Origin of the sequence: Aliidiomarina celeris, from assembly GCF_003316875.1 — a bacterium.
GTDB lineage: Bacteria > Pseudomonadota > Gammaproteobacteria > Enterobacterales > Alteromonadaceae > Aliidiomarina > Aliidiomarina celeris.
On sequence record NZ_QMIL01000001.1, the window covers coordinates 232,429 to 249,147 of the forward strand.

14 protein-coding genes are annotated in these 16,719 nt (G+C 47.4%); 10 read left to right on the forward strand and 4 right to left on the reverse strand.

Annotated features, from left to right (window positions below; genetic code table 11):
* The first annotated feature begins 65 nt into the window (after positions 1 to 65).
* From DQW12_RS01090 to DQW12_RS01105, 4 genes are all read left to right on the forward strand, one after another.
* Positions 66 to 2,846, forward strand: coding sequence for an FHA domain-containing protein (locus DQW12_RS01090; RefSeq protein ID WP_113905868.1), 2,781 nt, complete (start codon positions 66 to 68; stop codon positions 2,844 to 2,846).
* An 83-nt stretch (positions 2,847 to 2,929) separates the two neighbouring features.
* Positions 2,930 to 3,427, forward strand: coding sequence for an LEA/WHy family protein (locus DQW12_RS01095; RefSeq protein WP_157957812.1), 498 nt, complete (start codon positions 2,930 to 2,932; stop codon positions 3,425 to 3,427).
* Positions 3,428 to 3,603: 176 nt separating this feature from the next.
* Positions 3,604 to 4,281: a CatA-like O-acetyltransferase gene (locus DQW12_RS01100; RefSeq protein WP_157957813.1), complete on the forward strand. Its 678-nt coding sequence runs from the start codon at positions 3,604 to 3,606 to the stop codon at positions 4,279 to 4,281.
* 74 nt (positions 4,282 to 4,355) lie between these two features.
* The gene (locus tag DQW12_RS01105) at positions 4,356 to 4,856 is read left to right on the forward strand and encodes a hypothetical protein (RefSeq protein WP_113905871.1); all 501 of its coding nucleotides are present in this window, start codon (positions 4,356 to 4,358) and stop codon (positions 4,854 to 4,856) included.
* Between the two features lie 74 nt (positions 4,857 to 4,930).
* Here DQW12_RS01105 and DQW12_RS01110 read toward each other — a convergent pair whose 3' ends face one another.
* Entirely contained in the window at positions 4,931 to 5,749 is an 819-nt protein-coding gene (locus DQW12_RS01110; RefSeq protein WP_157957814.1) for a MipA/OmpV family protein, read from the reverse strand.
* 229 nt (positions 5,750 to 5,978) lie between these two features.
* On the opposite strand from DQW12_RS01110, the gene DQW12_RS01115 reads away from it, so the two are divergent.
* Positions 5,979 to 7,976, forward strand: coding sequence for a Lon protease family protein (locus tag DQW12_RS01115; RefSeq protein WP_113905873.1), 1,998 nt, complete (start codon positions 5,979 to 5,981; stop codon positions 7,974 to 7,976).
* A 120-nt stretch (positions 7,977 to 8,096) separates the two neighbouring features.
* On the opposite strand, the gene DQW12_RS01120 is transcribed toward DQW12_RS01115, so the two are convergent.
* Genes DQW12_RS01120 through cadR form a run of 3 tightly spaced genes read right to left on the reverse strand, consistent with a single transcriptional unit; the run spans position 8,097 to position 9,775 of the window.
* Complete coding sequence (locus tag DQW12_RS01120; RefSeq protein ID WP_440582353.1) at positions 8,097 to 8,450, reverse strand: YnfA family protein; 354 nt, start codon at positions 8,448 to 8,450, stop codon at positions 8,097 to 8,099.
* The gene (locus DQW12_RS01125; protein ID WP_113905875.1) at positions 8,425 to 9,333 is read right to left on the reverse strand and encodes a cation diffusion facilitator family transporter; all 909 of its coding nucleotides are present in this window, start codon (positions 9,331 to 9,333) and stop codon (positions 8,425 to 8,427) included. The genes DQW12_RS01120 and DQW12_RS01125 overlap by 26 nt, the downstream gene beginning before the upstream one ends.
* Before the next feature lie 31 nt (positions 9,334 to 9,364).
* Entirely contained in the window at positions 9,365 to 9,775 is a 411-nt protein-coding gene (gene cadR, locus DQW12_RS01130; RefSeq protein ID WP_440582354.1) for a Cd(II)/Pb(II)-responsive transcriptional regulator, read from the reverse strand.
* Positions 9,776 to 9,851: 76 nt separating this feature from the next.
* Between cadR and DQW12_RS01135 the strand changes: the two genes are divergently transcribed.
* The 5 genes from DQW12_RS01135 (at position 9,852) to DQW12_RS01155 (ending at position 16,704) form a co-directional block, all read left to right on the forward strand.
* Complete coding sequence (locus DQW12_RS01135; RefSeq protein ID WP_113905876.1) at positions 9,852 to 10,757, forward strand: cation efflux transmembrane domain-containing protein; 906 nt, start codon at positions 9,852 to 9,854, stop codon at positions 10,755 to 10,757.
* A gap of 55 nt (positions 10,758 to 10,812) precedes the next feature.
* Positions 10,813 to 11,178, forward strand: coding sequence for a cobalt transporter (locus DQW12_RS01140; RefSeq protein ID WP_113905877.1), 366 nt, complete (start codon positions 10,813 to 10,815; stop codon positions 11,176 to 11,178).
* A gap of 51 nt (positions 11,179 to 11,229) precedes the next feature.
* Positions 11,230 to 12,474, forward strand: a complete 1,245-nt coding sequence (locus tag DQW12_RS01145; RefSeq protein ID WP_113905878.1) for a TolC family protein — start codon at positions 11,230 to 11,232, stop codon at positions 12,472 to 12,474.
* 78 nt (positions 12,475 to 12,552) lie between these two features.
* Positions 12,553 to 13,572, forward strand: a complete 1,020-nt coding sequence (locus tag DQW12_RS01150) for an efflux RND transporter periplasmic adaptor subunit (protein WP_113905879.1) — start codon at positions 12,553 to 12,555, stop codon at positions 13,570 to 13,572.
* Between the two features lie 9 nt (positions 13,573 to 13,581).
* Positions 13,582 to 16,704 (forward strand): efflux RND transporter permease subunit, encoded by a 3,123-nt coding sequence (locus DQW12_RS01155; protein ID WP_113905880.1) that lies wholly within the window; start codon positions 13,582 to 13,584, stop codon positions 16,702 to 16,704.
* Positions 16,705 to 16,719: the final 15 nt, after the last annotated feature.

Consider the following 16,719-nt stretch of genomic DNA (forward strand, 5'->3'; position numbering starts at 1 on the left):
TTGATAAAGCGCAGTACGCCCGTACGTCGTTTACGTACATAAAAAATAACAAGAAGGAAGTAATTGTGCTTTTACTTAACGATGCTTCAGGCCAAACACAATACGAAATAGCAATCGGCACAACCTCTGTAGGCCGCGGAAACAACAACGATATTGTTATTGCCGACAATCATGTTTCAGGTACACATGCTCAATTTGTGGTCACTGCTGATCAAGCTACAGTAGAAGACTTGGGTTCAACCAACGGTACCTTTTTAAACGGTCAGCGTATTCCAGAACGAACACCCATTCTTTTAGCAGACGGAATGCAACTTGCTTTTGGCGAAAGCACCGTTGTTTTTCATCTTCGTTTAAGTTTTGTTTCGCCTAATTCCGAAACTACAGCCGCCACACGCGTGGTGCGATCTGACAAATCGACGCCAAGCAACGGAGGAATTGAACAGACTCAGGTCACAAAAGCGAAGAACAAATTTACGATTGGTAGAAGCCTAACCAACGACATTGTTCTTAACTCACCGGTGGTTTCCTCTGTTCACCTCGTTATAGAACGCAACAACGAAGGACTTTGGGTTGCGCGCGACAACAATAGTACGAATGGCAGCTATTTAAATTCGCCAAACAATAGAATGGAGAGCTTTAAGCTTGAGGCGGGCCAAACTATTTTCCTTGGAAGCTATAAGTTACTGGCTGATCAGGTTCTAACATTATTAAAAACCGAAGCGTTGGAGCAAATAGGGCGTATACGGGTAGCGCATGACACTATGGTTATTGGCCGCGACCCTGCAGCCGGTGTTTCAGTTTCGCATCCGAGTGTTTCATGGCGCCACGCCAAACTGACCAAAAAAGGAAGCCATTACCTTATTGAAGATTTGGGCTCCACAAATGGTACCTACGTAAATGGTGTACAAATTAAAAAGCCGGTACCTTTGTCGAAAGACGATGAAATTATGCTCGGGGTTTATGCTTTTAGTTTAGAGTTCGACGAGCAACAAGTTACCTCGTTAGTTAAGAAAGCAACCTTTGACGGGCTCACACTTGAAGCGAAAGGCATAACCAAGCTAGTGGGAAAGGACGTTGCTCTGTTAGACGACATTAGCTTAACGGTGAACCCAGGTGAATTTGTCGGCTTAATGGGATTGTCTGGAGCTGGGAAAACCACTTTCTTAAAAGCCCTCAATGGCTACGACAAGCCAACTCGCGGTTCCAGTTACATTAATGGCATGGACGTTTATAAGAATTACAATTTGTTTAAAGCCATGATTGGTTATGTGCCTCAAGATGATATTGTGCATCCTGAACTAACGGTATATCAAGCCCTTGAGTACTACGCCAAACTTAGACTGCCTTCCGACATGAAAAAGGCGGAAGTGAAAAGACTTATTTCGGATACGCTGGCAAAACTAGGCTTAGCCGGTGTTGAACATACATTAATTGGTTCACCGGAAACCGAAAAAGGCATAAGCGGCGGGCAACGTAAGCGGGTTAATTTAGCCATGGAATTGCTCGCCGACCCAAGCATTATATTCCTCGACGAACCTACTTCTGGCTTATCGGCAGTAGACACCAAGATGGTTATGGAGCTACTGCGTAAACTCGCCGATGAAGGCAAAACCATTATTATGACCATTCATCAGCCGAGTTTCGACAACTACCGGATTATGGACAGCCAGATTATTCTGAGTTATGGCAAATTGGCCTATTACGGACCCACTTATCCAAATTCTATCGAGTTTTTTAACCCAGACAGCCAAGATCCAACCTTGCTCAATACACCAGACAACGCGCTTATAGGGTTGAATAACGGTGAAATTTCAGCAGGGGAAACCCAACTCGATCCGCGCAAAGATCGCAACAAAAAGGGACTTTATTGGAAGCAACGCTACTTAGCCAGCGCAGAGTATCAAGACTACGTAGAGAAGCGAAGAGGGCAGGCTAAGCCTTTAGAGAAGGGCAAACAAAAAACCGCCTCGTCGTTGCACCAGCTGTTTATATTGGCAGGGCGCTTTATTAAGGTAAAACTGAAAGATCGGGTAAATACGACCATTCTGCTCGCACAAGCCCCGTTAATTGCGCTGATGGTGAGCTTGTTGTTCTCTGAAGAAGCGTATATGGGCACCGCAACGCGACCCGGAATGGCCTTTACCCTCATGTTTGTTTTGGCAATTGCTGCCGTGTGGTTTGGCAACACCAATGCAGTACGGGAAATTGTCGCTGAAAAGGCTATCTTTGAGCGCGAACGCATGGTCGGAATTAAAATTCTGCCTTATGTATTTTCAAAGTTTGTCGTTCTTGCGCCACTTTGTGCATTCCAAACCTTACTGCTGGTGGGCATTACCTATGCACTTATTCCCTTTGAACTCGGCTTCGAAAGTGACATTTTATGGATAGGGGGGATTATATTCCTAACGTCTTTGGCCGGTTTAAGCATTGGTTTATTGGTGTCGGCGTTTTCAAAGTCGCAGTCTCAGGCACTGGCGTTAATTCCTATTGTGCTGTTACCCATGATTATTTTCGGTGGCGGTATGATGACCCTGAAACAAATGCACGAGAGCGAGGGTAAAGTGGCTTATTATATAGCGCAAGCCATTCCAACCCGCTGGGCGCTTGAAGAAATGACATCAATTTACGATGCAAATACTGATCATGAAGCGTTTTGCCAAGAGCAACTCGACGCCTCGTTACATGAAACTGAAGCCATGACCAACTGTTTAGCGCTGCGTAATTTAACCGAACGCAATTACGGAGACGCAGCCACCAATAGAAATACCGTTTTGAGCGTGTTAGCGGGGTTCATTATTATTCCGTTGCTATTGGTGATTATGCTACTGCGACGGCGCGGACGTTAATGGCAGTTAAAACCTGTGGTTCTGAATACACTATTTAAATAAACCGCATAGCTCGAGCGACTATGCATACGGAGAAAAAACACATGAAAGCCTTGAAAACATTCATTGCATTAGTCGCTTTAAGCACTGTGTTAGCCGGCTGTTCAGCGATAACCGAAGACATTAAAAACAACGTAAGTTACCAGATAGAATCGGTGGATGTGGAAATTGGCATGCGCGACACCGGTGGTATTCTACCAACCATAGCAGCCGACATTGCCATAAACGTACGAATGCTGAATGAAAGTCGTATCGACTTAACCTTAACCACCATCGACTATCAAGTTTTTGCCGGTAACACGCAAATAGCAGACGGCACTATGGGGTCACCGGTAACCATTAAAGCGCGAGGTGGCGAAGAGCGTGTGCAGCTATTTGCCCAAGTGAGTGGCCGCGCTTTGCTCAATGAAGGCATTAACTTAACGCGAAATCGTTCGTTACCGCCGATTCGAATTGTTGGCAAAGGGCATGTAACCACCGCATTCGGCAAACACGAAATTCCTTTCACATTGCATTACAACGAAAACGAATCCGAAATTTAAGAGGGGCGCTTTGGGCGAGGCGCGTTCTACAGGAGGCTATCTGACATCAATACTTAATTTAACATAATATATATTATGCGAAGTTATCCATCAGTATGGCACTCAACAGGGTTCGGGCTCACTTGCGTTTTTTCACCATTCGAATAACCTAGGTTTTTCTTTTAATGAGGTTTTTTATGTCGCATCTGCATTCGCCCTTTGAAACGATTGAGCTGAGCCAATGGCCACGTCGGCAACACTTTGAATTCTTCTCTCAGTTTGAGGAACCTTATTTTGGAATCACCAGCCAGGTGGAATGCACTCCGCTGTGGAGCTTCTGTAAACGTGATAAAAATACGTCGTTCTATTTACGCTACCTGCATGCGGTGATGTGCGCCGTAAATACTACGCAAGCAACTCGGCTTCGCATTCGCAACCAACAGCCCGTTCTTTTTAAAACTATTCATGTGTCGGCAACAATTATGCGTGCGAACGGCACCTTTGGTTTTGGGTTCTTTCCGTTTTCCCAGGATTACAGCCAATTCGAAGCCGCAGCCGTGCACGAAACGCAGTTGGTTCAACAAGAAACAACCTTATTTTCTCCTCGTTTGGGGCCTGAGCCGCGCTTAGACGTGGTCCATTTTTCTGCCGTACCTTGGGTAAATTTTTCTTCGATAAGCCACGCACGCGCGTTTTCCCGTCACGATAGCGTACCGAAAATATCCGTGGGTAAAGTCACTACTGTTGATGTTGCTGAATCCAGCTCTGCATCCTTTCCGGTTGCAGTTCATCTGCACCATGCTTTAGCCGACGGTCGCGACGTTAGCGACCTGTTAGAGCGCATTAAAAACGAACTTGCTCGCGGTCTTTGCTAAAGTTTAACGTGGCTGAGGTCGCTATATTCGGAGAGCTTCTTTACACTTGAAGTGAGTTTACAAAAGGAGTTTTTATGCGTTTAACAAATAAAGTATCGATTGCGGCGTTGCTAGCGATGGCTTCTACCAGCATTGCAACACAGGCCAATGAAGTGAGCTTAAGTTATTACGACTTCCGTGGCACGGGCGTGCTATTTAACGGTAAGCTTTATTTTAATGAACGACTTTCCGGTACACTCGACATCGGTGAAACTGACTTTTCGACAGTTCGCGCTGGGGTTAGTTATCAAACGGATTTAGCACTCGGCAGTGCACCTGTTCATCTGGTCGGTGGTTACAGCAATTACGACTCTACAAGTGGCGCATGGTTTGGTGCGGGTGTGCGCCACGGCCTCACACCTGAGCTTAACTCCAAAGCAGAATTGATTCATGACACCGCAGGTAACGGCTTTATGCGGCTCAATTTTGGCTTAGATTACGCCCTTTCCGGCCAGTTCTTAGTGACCGGTGGTTACAGCGTTAACACCGATCAGGTGAGCAACGAATTCCGCATTGGTATGAGCTACCGTTTTTAAGGGCATTGCTAACGGTTTTAAAAAAGGCGCGGCTGTAGCTGCGCCTTTTTCATTCTGTTTCATCAATTTCAGTATTAAAATCGGTAGCTCACAAAAATAAAGGTGGTGTAAAGGTCTCTATTCGCACTCATTGGGCTGTCGGTAATATTTTCATCTACAAAAGTACGGTTCCATTGCCCACCTAAGGTCCAGCGTTCACTAAAGCGAAAATAACCGCCAACGCCCGCCGCTAAATTAAAGCTATCGGTTCCTGAGTAGGCTGCTAAACCAGAGCGCTGCGCTTCTGTTGCGCTGATTCCGTAGAAGTAATTCACATAGTCTTCACTAAAGTACTCCACCCCGAGGCGTGGCCCAAACTGCCAAATAAGGGGCTGTTTACTGAGTCCATATTCATAGCGTACAGCGCCTCTGTACCCCGTGTCTAAACCGCGCGCATTGAGTGTCACTTCCGCATTAATGTCACCCCAAGGCTGGCGATAACGATAATTAAGCCCTGTTTCAATGCGAATATCCCGCTTGTCGAGTTGTTGAAGCTCCGCAATGCGATTTTCTTTAGGGTCAAAACTTGAAGGAACGACGCGGGCAATAGCCGTAAAGCTATGGGCAGCCCGTGGGCTGAGGTTAGCGCCAAGTCGATAACCAAGCTCTATACCACGGAAGTAAAAACGTTCACTCTCAAAGTTAATAACCGGTACAGCCAGTGCACTGGAGTTGTCGCCGCGGTAACTAGGCTGTGCATTGATGACCGCAAAGCCAACACTCCAGCTTGGGGATGGCATGCTAGGTGTAGTGGACTCACCATCTTCGCCTGCTAACGCAGTATTCTGAATAAATAAAAGGCCACTTAGCACAACACATTGTTTTAAAAGCAAACGAGATTTACAAAAAGTCATTATACAATTCCTTTTTTTTATTCTTTTGAGCCTTGAAAGCGGCCCGTACATGATTTTCTCGTTCCTATTTTAAGAACAAAAAGAACGAAAGTACCAACCAATCTAGGTAAAGATACGCAGCGTAGAAGCAAAGCGATTCATTGCTCCAATGCTCAACTATTTCCGAGCTATGGAAAGCACCTCAATTCGGCTATCATAGCGTGTATAACTGATTACTTTTTTGGAATTTATGGCGGATCTATTCTCACACGCTTCAAGCTGCTCGTTAACACCCGAACTTTTATCGTCGCAGCCCGAGCGCTGGTTGGCGCAAAAAGAAGAAAACTCAAGCACTCCTCTGTATGCAAGTGCACTGATTGGCCAAGAGCGCGCCCTACTCGCTTTATCACAGTCTATGCGTTCACGATCTTCTTATGGTCATGCCTATTTGGCGTTGCCGGCAGGTATTGTAGTAAGCGATGTATTGCAAGAAACCGCACAATTACAGCAATGGCCAGTACGAAATCAATGTGACTGGGTATATTTGGCTAATCCCGACGACCCACATGCCCCACTTTGTATTTCTCTACCTTTAGGCAGTGCTGAGCCTGCCATTACCGGCTTATGGGAGCTTTTAAATCAACCTATTGGTAACCGTAAAGGTATCGCTGATGAGCTGCGTAAGCTATACCCGTCTACTCCTTTTAGTCATTACCTCGAACTTATCGAAAACAAAGCCTTTGAAGATCTTCCAGGCAATGAGTTAGCCAATATCATTGTCACTCATAAACAGGAAGCCCCTGGCTATGTATTTTGTGACCGTGTAACTGCCGATCGCTTATTTGGTGATATCCGCTTACAAAGTGTTGAAGGAACGGTAAGTGCCGAACTTCACCTCATTCGCCCGGGCGCTATTCTTAAGGCAAACGGCGGAACCTTGGTCATCGACGCTGCAGAGTTACTGCAGGATCCTAAATTATGGCGTCAATTAAAACATGCCTTACGGCAAAAACGTTTTGAATGGCCTCAGCCAGGTGAAGGGCAAACGGCAGTATTCTATGAACCCGAGCCGGTTCCGCTGGATTTAAAAGTTATTCTTACAGGGCCAAGTTATCTCTTTAATCAGCTCGACGAACTTGATCCGGATTTTAGTAATTTTTTCCCTTACATTGCTGATTTCACAGCGTCGGTTAATATTGAAAAAATAACACCTAGCGCTTATTTAAGTTACCTTTCATACGTTCAAAACAAAACCGGACACCGTGATCTGGAGCAAAGTGGTTTACACGCCCTCCTACGGTATGCATCGAGTTTGTGCGAACACCAATATGAGCTTTGCCTCGACACCGTGCGCCTCATGCAATTGCTTGAAGAAGCCGACGCTGTCGCAAATGACGAACATAGCTCCATGATCACCGCCCAGCACATTCATGAAGTGGAGAAGCGGCAACGTTTTCGCGGCTCTCGCATTGCTGAAATGAGTTGGCAAAATATTCTCGAACAGCAAATTCAAATTGACACATCGGGCACAACCATAGGCCAAATCAATGGTTTAACCGTTGTTACTATGGCGGGGGCCGAATTTGGCGAACCCTCGCGAATTACCGCCACCGTGCATTACGGTGACGGCGATATTATCGACATCGAGCGAAAATCGGAGCTAAGTGGAAGTATTCATACCAAAGGCGTGATGATCTTGACCGCTTATCTTGCCAATTTATTTGCTCAACGAGACCCGATGCCGCTTTCGGCAACCCTTGTTTTTGAACAAAGCTACCACGAAGTGGACGGCGACAGCGCTTCGCTCGCCGAGCTCTGTTGCTTGCTTTCTGCGCTGGGTGAACAACCTATTCGTCAGAGCATAGCGGTGACCGGCGCAATCGATCAATTTGGTAATGTGCAAGCGGTTGGCGGTATCAACGAGAAAATTTCCGGCTATTTTAAAATTTGTGAGCGGCGCGGTTTAGACGGCAGCCATGGCGTAATCGTACCACTGTCGAATCGCCTCAATTTACATTTGCCACAGAATATTATTAAAGCGGTCGAAAATGGCTTATTTAACGTTTACGCAGTGAAACATGTGACCGAAGCTGTTGAATTGCTGATGGGCGTGGAATGTGGTGACCCTGGCTCAATTACCGAACAAACTCTATTTGGCCGCATTCGGCAGCGCTTAAAAGACTTTCATGACGACGAGCGGCCGCGCCATCGTTCGTTATTTTCGCGCTGGTTTGGCACGAGCGATTAAGAGGGTTAGCCGGGATTCGGGAAATTTCTCATATAATGATGACTAAGAATATGTTTTTTATGAAATTCATTATTTCGCCATTTACTCACTTTCAAACCGATGCTCCGAGTACAGTCTGCTTCATCTGGGAGCAAACATGATCACTGCCATGCCTGCGAGCATTAGCCCCACGCCAGCCAGATCCCTGCGGTGTGGTTGAATGCCATCTACTCCCCACAACCAGACTATTGCTATTGTTACGTATACTCCGCCATAAGCCGCATAAACACGTCCAGCAGCCGTTGGGTGAAGCGTTAACAACCAGGCAAATAATGCCAGACTGATTGCAGCAGGCAGCAGCACCCAGGCTGAAGCTCCTTTTTTCAGCCACAGGTAAGGCAAATAGCAGCCGACAATTTCTGCTATTGCAGTAATGATAAATAAACCTAACGTTGTAATGATGGTCACTTCACTGCACCTTATCCGGGACTTCATCCCGACATTGTTCTTGTGTTAACTCCAGTTCTATCGTGGTATGTGATAAATCAAACTGCTCCAATGCGTTAGCAATACGCAGCTTAATATCGGCATAATGGTTTGCAGTAAATGCCTTGCTGGCGTGGGTTACCACATGTGCTGTAAGTACATGATGTTCACCATCAAGCGACCAGAGATGCAGGTGATGAATGCTGTCTAACTCATCAATTTTCAGCAAAGTATCTTGGATTTCATTTTGCAATTTGCTATCTGGCGCGGCTTGCAGAAATAAACGCGCAGTTGTGCTGAGGTTTCGTAAAACATTAACCAAAATAAATAAGGTGAAACCAATAGAAAGCAAAGGGTCAAGGATAGGCCAATCCACAAATTGCAACACAATAGCCACAACCAAAACTGCAACCCACCCAAGAACGTCTTCAAGCAAATGCCAATTCAGCACTTTTTCATTCAGTGTATTTCCTTTACTCAAGCGGTAAGCGGCAAAGCCATTGACTGCAACACCCAGCACAGCTAAAGTCAGCATTCCCTCTGTCACTGGCATTACCGGGTTAGCCAGCCGCGGTATTGCCTCAGTCAGTACCCAAACCGATCCGGCAATCAATACCAAGCCGTTAATTAAGGCGCCAAACAATGACAATCTGCGGTAGCCGTAAGTAAATTGTCGGTTTGCAGACTTTCGGCCAAGCCGGTTCAACAGCCATGCACTGCCAATAGATAAGCTATCACCCAGGTCATGCACTGCATCTGCCATAATTGCTGTGCTGTTGGTTAACCAACCGCCGATAAACTCAATTATGGTGAAACCCACATTCAGAAAAAAAGCCATAGCGATCCGGTTGTCGCTGTCGTCTTTGATATGTGAATGGTTGTGCTGGTGCATTAAGACTCACCTATTTATTGCTGATAACAACTTAGTTGGTTTGACTAACGGCTTCATTCAGTTGTTTTAAAATACCACAGTGCTCTACCGTGCGCTTCGAGTTGCAGCTAAGACGTAAAGCCTTTAGTTGTTTATTAAGCTGCGTTAAATCCGCTATGCGACGTTCTACCTGCTCGATATGCTGTTCAATCATCTGATTGACATCATCACACTGCGACATAGGCGAGTGATGCAGTGTCAGTAACTGACGAATTTCTGCCAAACTCAGATCTAAACTCCGGCAGTGTTTAATGAATAACAACCGCTCGATATCAGCGTGATCGTAGAGGCGGAAATTACCATCGCTACGTAATTTCGCAGCAAGAAGCTGTTCCTTTTCATAGTGACGGATGGTTTGCACAGAACAGCCAGAGATTTTTGCCAGCTCTCCAATCTTGATCATCTCGATACTGCCTATTGACTCTATAGTAACTACAGAGTTTAAACTAGGTTTCATATCAACCCAAGGTTTATCGGTTATGAATGCAAAATGCTGTTCCAATGATAAATGTAGCGAAACGGGCAACAGTGAAAATAGCGCCGTTGATGCACCTGATAAGCATGCAAAATATGCCTACCTTAGTGAATTCAGGGTGCCTAAAATGGACTGCCCTGCCGAAGAGCGTTTGATCCGTATGGCGCTGGAAACAGTTGAGCCTGGTGTTCTGTTACAGTTTGATATCCCACAAAGGCAGGTTCGCGTTTTTCACACGGTAAATGCCAATGAAATTGCAACAAAAATGCACAGCTTAGGGCTGGGCGCATCGCTGACAAAGACCGGACCGGTGAAACGCGAAGAGGTAACGCAGGCCAGACAATCCACAGCATCAGGTTCGCAGCGTGAGAGGTTAATTTTAAAGTGGTTGCTGGGCATTAACGCGGTGATGTTTGCAGTAGAGTTTGTGACCGGTTGGCTGGCTCAATCAACCGGGTTAATAGCCGACTCTCTGGATATGTTTGCCGATGCAGCGGTATACGGGGTTGCGCTATACGCAGTCGGGCGTAGTAGCAAGGTTCAATTAAACGCCGCACAGCTTGCCGGCTGGCTGCAATTAATTTTAGCTTTTGGGGTTATCAGTGAGGTTATACGGCGCTACCTGTTTGGTAGCGAGCCTGTGTCGACGTTGATGTTAATTATGGGCGCTATTGCTTTGGTTGCTAATGTGATCTGTCTTTCGTTAATTCATCAACAAAAAGAAAGCGGCGCGCATATGAAAGCCAGTTGGATATTTTCTGCAAATGACGTTATCGCAAATGCTGGGGTGATTTTGGCCGGATTATTAGTCACCTGGACCGGGTCACGCTATCCGGATTTGGTGATAGGGTTCATCATTGGATTAGTTGTACTTAATGGCGCACGCAGGATCTTACAGCTAAAAGCGTAGCTTGTTGTTAAGTCGCAATAGCGCTACCATGTGGCGCTAACTTACTGAGGGATTTATGTTAGGTCGTACATCAGGCTTATTATTACTGTTGCTGATTATGCTGAATCATGCCGTGATGGCCTGTGATGCGTTAGTTATGCATTTGCCCGATCATGCCCATGCCTACACGGATCTTCAACATGAACACTGCCACTCAGATAGCCTTTTCGACGTAAGCAATGAGCAAGTCACTGCACATAACGTTGAACATAACTCTGAGCATGATACCGACGAACACAGTAATCATGCTCATGTCACCTGCTATATCGCTTTTTTTCAGGGCATGGAACTGCTTAACTTCCGTGACAGTGTTATAGCCGCTACCCAACCAGGGTTAAACCTCATTAGCTATCGCCCACCGGTGCCGCCGCCAAATATCTGAACCTGCTTGTTTATCTTTTTTTATTAACGATTAACTTTCAGGAGCATACCCATGCGTATGACACTAATGCTGCCAGCAATACTGGCGGCGGTATTTTGCGCGCTTCCGCTACGTGCCGAGCCGCAAGCACTGACATTACAACAGGCAATAGATAAAACGCTGCAACACAACCCGCAGCTGCATCAGTTTAAATTTACGCAACAGCGTCTGTTTGCAGAGCGTGATTTGCAAAGCCTTAAACCCGGTTATCAACTCGGTGTAGAGCTTGAGAATGTTGCGGGCACCGGAGAGGCCAGAGGGCTGGCCGGTGCTGAGCTGACAATCGCCTTATCTTCCGTGATAGAGCTGGATAATAAAGCCCAATGGCGCGCCGCGGTAGTAGACGCCAGGCTCAATACTCTTGAATGGCAGCAACAGGCGCAAACCCTGGATGTGCTGGCAGAGCTTACCCGCAATTATATTAATCTATTGGCCAGCCAGCAGGAATTGACACTGACAGAAGAGGCCGTAGCGCTCTCAGAAGCCCTGCTGCAAAACGCTGAAAAACGTGCCGCCAGCGGTGCCTTGTCAGATGCTGAAATCATGCGGGCAAAGGCGCAACTGGCGCAGGTTCAGATCGGGCGGGACGCCCTGTTGCAGCGCATTGAGCGGCAAAAAATAGCCATAGCACGTTTTTGGGGTGATACCAGCGCCAACTTTAACGTTGTGGCAGGTAACTTGTTTGCTTTTGGCCAAAGCCGCCCTTTTGCTGAGCTGTATCAGCGGCTGCAACAATCGCCGGCGTTAACCATTTTTGCCTCTGAACGTCGGTTAAAAGACGCTGAAGTGCGACTGGCACAAAGCCAGAATCGCGCCGATCTGAGTTGGCAGGTAGGGGTAAGACGCTATCAGGCCAGTGATGATACAGGCCTTACCTTTGGTATCTCAGTGCCGTTATTTGCTGAACGTCGCAATAGTGCAGCCATCGAAGCTGCGCTGGCAGAGCGAAACAATGTCGAGTATCGACAGCAGGATAGCTTACTGATCCTGCATGAACGCTTGTTTGATGCGTACTCGCAACGACAGCAATTTATTACCAGTCACCAACAGTTGGCGCAGTACGTGATCCCCAACCTGGAACAAGCGCTGGATCTTACGCGTGATGCATACCAGCGCGGGCGCTCAAATTATCAGGATTGGCTTAATGCCCAGCAAGAATTGTTGCAGGCAAAAAGACACTTACTGGAAACCGCCACTGCGGTGCTATTGAGCCAGGCGACGATTGAACAGCTTACCGCCGAGCCGGTAACGCAGTAACTGACAAGATTATTGCCCCGCTGCCGCACTTCATTAACTGTGCGACGTGGCAAACAGAACATACAGGAAGATAGCATTATGAAACCACATGTAACACTGGCAATGTTTATTGCAGCCTGGCTGATGCCGATGCATGTAATGGCCGCCAATGAGCAAGAACAAGCTCACGTCCATGCCAAAGAACAAGCGGTAAAGCCGCAATCTGACACTAAGAAAAATGAAGAGCACGAAGAACATGAAGAACACAATGAGCATGAAGGGCACGACGAAAACGACGAGCATGAACACAACGAAACCCTAAGCAGCCGCATTAGTGATGATATGGCTACGGCGGTTAATATTGTCACAGACCGTGCTGACAGCCAGCGATTACGCCAACATCAGGTTGTTTATGGCAAGCTTAGCGCTGATCCAAACCGCATCAGCCATGTTAATGCCCGTTTTCCCGGTATTCTTACCTCGGTGAGGTTCTCCCTGGGTGACAGCGTAAAAGCAGGCGATGTACTGGCCGTTGTCGAGTCAAATGAGAGCTTAAATACCTATACCATTAAAGCGCCAATTGACGGCGTTATTATTCAGCGCAGCGCCAATGTTGGTGAAATCGCACAGCAGCAGACGCTGTTCAGCATTGCTGATTTTGGCAGCCTGTGGGCCGATTTTCGCCTGTACCCATCACAACAAGTTGCTGTCGCGACAGGACAAACAGTGGTCATTATGGCCGCTGACACTGAGATTAACGGCGTAATTGCGCATATCATTCCGTCATTAACCCAGCCCTATCAACTGGCCAGAGTTAAGCTGGATAACCGTGACGGTAAACTGTCGTCCGGGCAATTAATCGAGGGTGCTGTAATAAGCGGTGAATTCAACGTTGAGCTTGCCGTTAAAAAGTCGGCCATTCAAATACTGGACAATAAAAGCGGAGTCTTCGTAAAAAACAATAGCGAATATGTCTTTACCCCATTACAGCTTGGCCGTAGCGACATGGATTATGTCGAAGTGATTGCCGGTTTACAGCCCGGCCAGTGGTATGTCACGACAAATAGCTATCTGTTAAAAGCGGATATTGAGAAATCTGAAGCCGAGCACGCGCATTAAGGGGGCACTATGATTGAATCCATATTGCGCCTGGCTATTGCGAGGCGGTATCTATTTTTAACGCTGACACTGTTGATTATTGCCATTGGTAGCTGGAGCTACCAACAGTTACCGATTGATGCAGTGCCGGATATTACTAACGTTCAGGTGCAAATAAACACGGCGGCGCCAGGTTATTCGCCACTTGAAGCAGAGCAGCGTATTACCTATCCGGTAGAAACTGCCCTGTATGGCTTACCCAATTTAAGTTATACCCGCTCATTGTCACGCTATGGCTTGTCACAGGTAACGGTGGTGTTTGAAGAAGGCACGGACATCTACTTTGCCCGCAATTTAATCAACACCCGGTTGGGCGCTATCAAGGATATGTTACCTGAGGGCATAGAGCCTGAAATGGGCCCTATTTCAACCGGGCTTGGTGAAATCTTTATGTATACCGTGCAGGCCAAACCGGGTGCACTGCAACAAAATGGTTCACCTTACGATGCCATGGCACTGCGGGAAATCCAGGACTGGATAATAAAACCTCAGCTGGCACAAGTTAAAGGTGTGGTGGAAGTAAACAGTATTGGCGGCTATAACAAGCAATACCATGTGTTACCCGACCCACTGAAACTGCTTAATTATGGCCTGAGTATTAAGGATATTGAGCTGGCCCTGCAAGCCAACAATGACAACAGAGGCGCCGGTTATATTGAACGTGAAGGCATGCAACTGCTGGTACGCTCGCCCGGTCAGTTAACCTCACTGGATGACATTGCCAATGTCATTATTACGCAATACGACGCTATACCGGTAAAGCTGAGTGACGTTGCCGACGTTGCCATTGGCAAAGAGCTGCGAACCGGTGCGGCAACTCAGGATGGCAAAGAAGCGGTGCTGGGTACAGCCATGATGTTAATTGGTGAAAACTCACGCACAGTGGCACGGGATGTGGCGCAAAAGCTGGAGCAGATCAAAAGCTCTCTGCCAGAGGGTATTATTGCTGAAGCCGTATATGATCGCACCACCTTAGTGGATAAAGCCATTGCAACCGTCAGTAAAAACCTGCTGGAAGGCGCATTACTGGTGATCGTAGTGTTGTTTATCCTGCTGGGCAACCTGCGGGCGGCGTTAATCACTGCGGCGGTGATCCCGCTATCAATGCTGATGACCATTACCGGCATGGTACAAGCCGGCGTTTCTGCCAACCTGATGAGCCTGGGTGCGCTGGATTTTGGCTTAATTGTTGATGGTACGGTGATTATTGTCGAGAATGCGGTTCGCCGCCTGGCGCAGGCACAGCACAACGGCCGTATCCAACCGCTAAAAGAGCGCTTAAATACGGTGTATCTGGCAACTGCAGAGGTTATCCGGCCCAGTTTGTTCGGTGTGGCCATTATTACTATCGTGTATATTCCTATTTTTTCGCTGACCGGTGTCGAAGGTAAAATGTTTCATCCTATGGCAGCGACTGTGGTGATGGCCCTGTTATCCGCTATGGTGTTGTCGCTGACCATTGTGCCTGCCGCTGTGGCGGTGTTCTTAAATGGTAAAATCAGTGAAAAAGAAAGTGCGGTCATAAGAGGCGCTAAAACCCTGTACGCACCGCTATTAGCGCTGGCACTCAAATTTCGCTGGCTGGTGATTGGTTTGGCCAGTGCTCTGGTTGGTGTGTGTCTGTGGTTGGCGACCACGTTGGGGGCAGAGTTTGTGCCTCAGCTTGATGAGGGCGATATCGCTTTACATGCCATGCGTATTCCGGGCACCGGCTTAGAACAAGCCGTTGCAATGCAGGAAATTCTGGAGCAGAAGATCAAAACCTTTGCTGAGGTTGATAAAGTGTTTGCCAGAATTGGTACGGCAGAAGTGGCGACCGATCCGATGCCACCCAATGTGGCTGACAACTTTGTGATATTAAAACCGCGCAGTGAATGGCCCAATCCGGATAAAACCAAAGCCCAATTGGTCACTGAAATGGAAGCTGCTTTGGCGACATTGCCTGGCAATAACTATGAATTTACCCAACCTATTCAGATGCGTTTTAATGAACTGATTTCCGGTGTACGGGCAGATCTGGGTATTAAGGTATTTGGTGATGATTTAGATCAGCTGGTTACAAGCGCTAATCAAATTCTGCAAGCGGTCAACAAGGTGCAAGGTGCTGCGGATACTAAAGTCGAACAAGTCACTGGTTTGCCAACCTTGTCGGTGATCCCCAACCGAACTGCGCTTGCCCGTTACGGCTTAAATGTGGTTGAACTACAGGACTGGGTATCAGCGGCAATTGGAGGTACGTCGGCCGGTATTCTGTATGAAGGTGACAGACGCTTTGAGCTGATTGTGCGCTTGCCGGAAACCCTGCGTCGCGATCTGGACAAACTGGCGGTGTTGCCGGTGCCATTACCAAATGGGGACTTTGTACCGTTACAAGAAGTGGCTACCTTAGATGTGTCGCCTGCGCCGGCGCAAATTAGTCGTGAAAATGGCAAACGCCGGGTAGTGGTAACCGCGAATGTGCGCGGGCGAGACCTTGGTAGTTTTGTAGAAGAGGTAAAGGCCCAAATCAACCGTGACGTTACATTACCAGCCGGTTACTGGCTGGACTATGGTGGTACTTTTGAGCAGCTGGAGTCCGCCAGTCAGCGCCTTAGCATTGTGGTGCCTGTTACGTTGCTGCTGATTTTAGGTATTCTGGTGATGGCTTTTGCGTCATTTAAAGATGCGTTGATTATCTTCAGCGGTGTGCCGTTGGCGCTCACCGGTGGTGTGTTGGCCTTGTATTTGAGGGGTATGCCTTTATCAATCTCTGCTGGCATTGGCTTTATCGCCTTATCAGGCGTAGCGGTGTTGAACGGTCTGGTGATGCTGAGCTTTATTCGCGATCTCTGGCGTGAGAAAGGTGACTTGCTGTTAGCGATAACGGAAGGCGCGCTTACCCGGTTGCGCCCTGTGCTAATGACCGCTTTGGTCGCGAGCCTCGGTTTTGTGCCGATGGCGATTAATATTGGCACCGGTGCTGAAGTGCAGCGCCCGCTGGCGACAGTGGTGATTGGCGGTATTATTTCGTCAACCTTGCTGACATTGTTGGTATTGCCCGTGTTATATCATTGGGTGCACAAAAACGATAACCGCAAACAGCAAACGGAATAATCATTAACCTGCTTC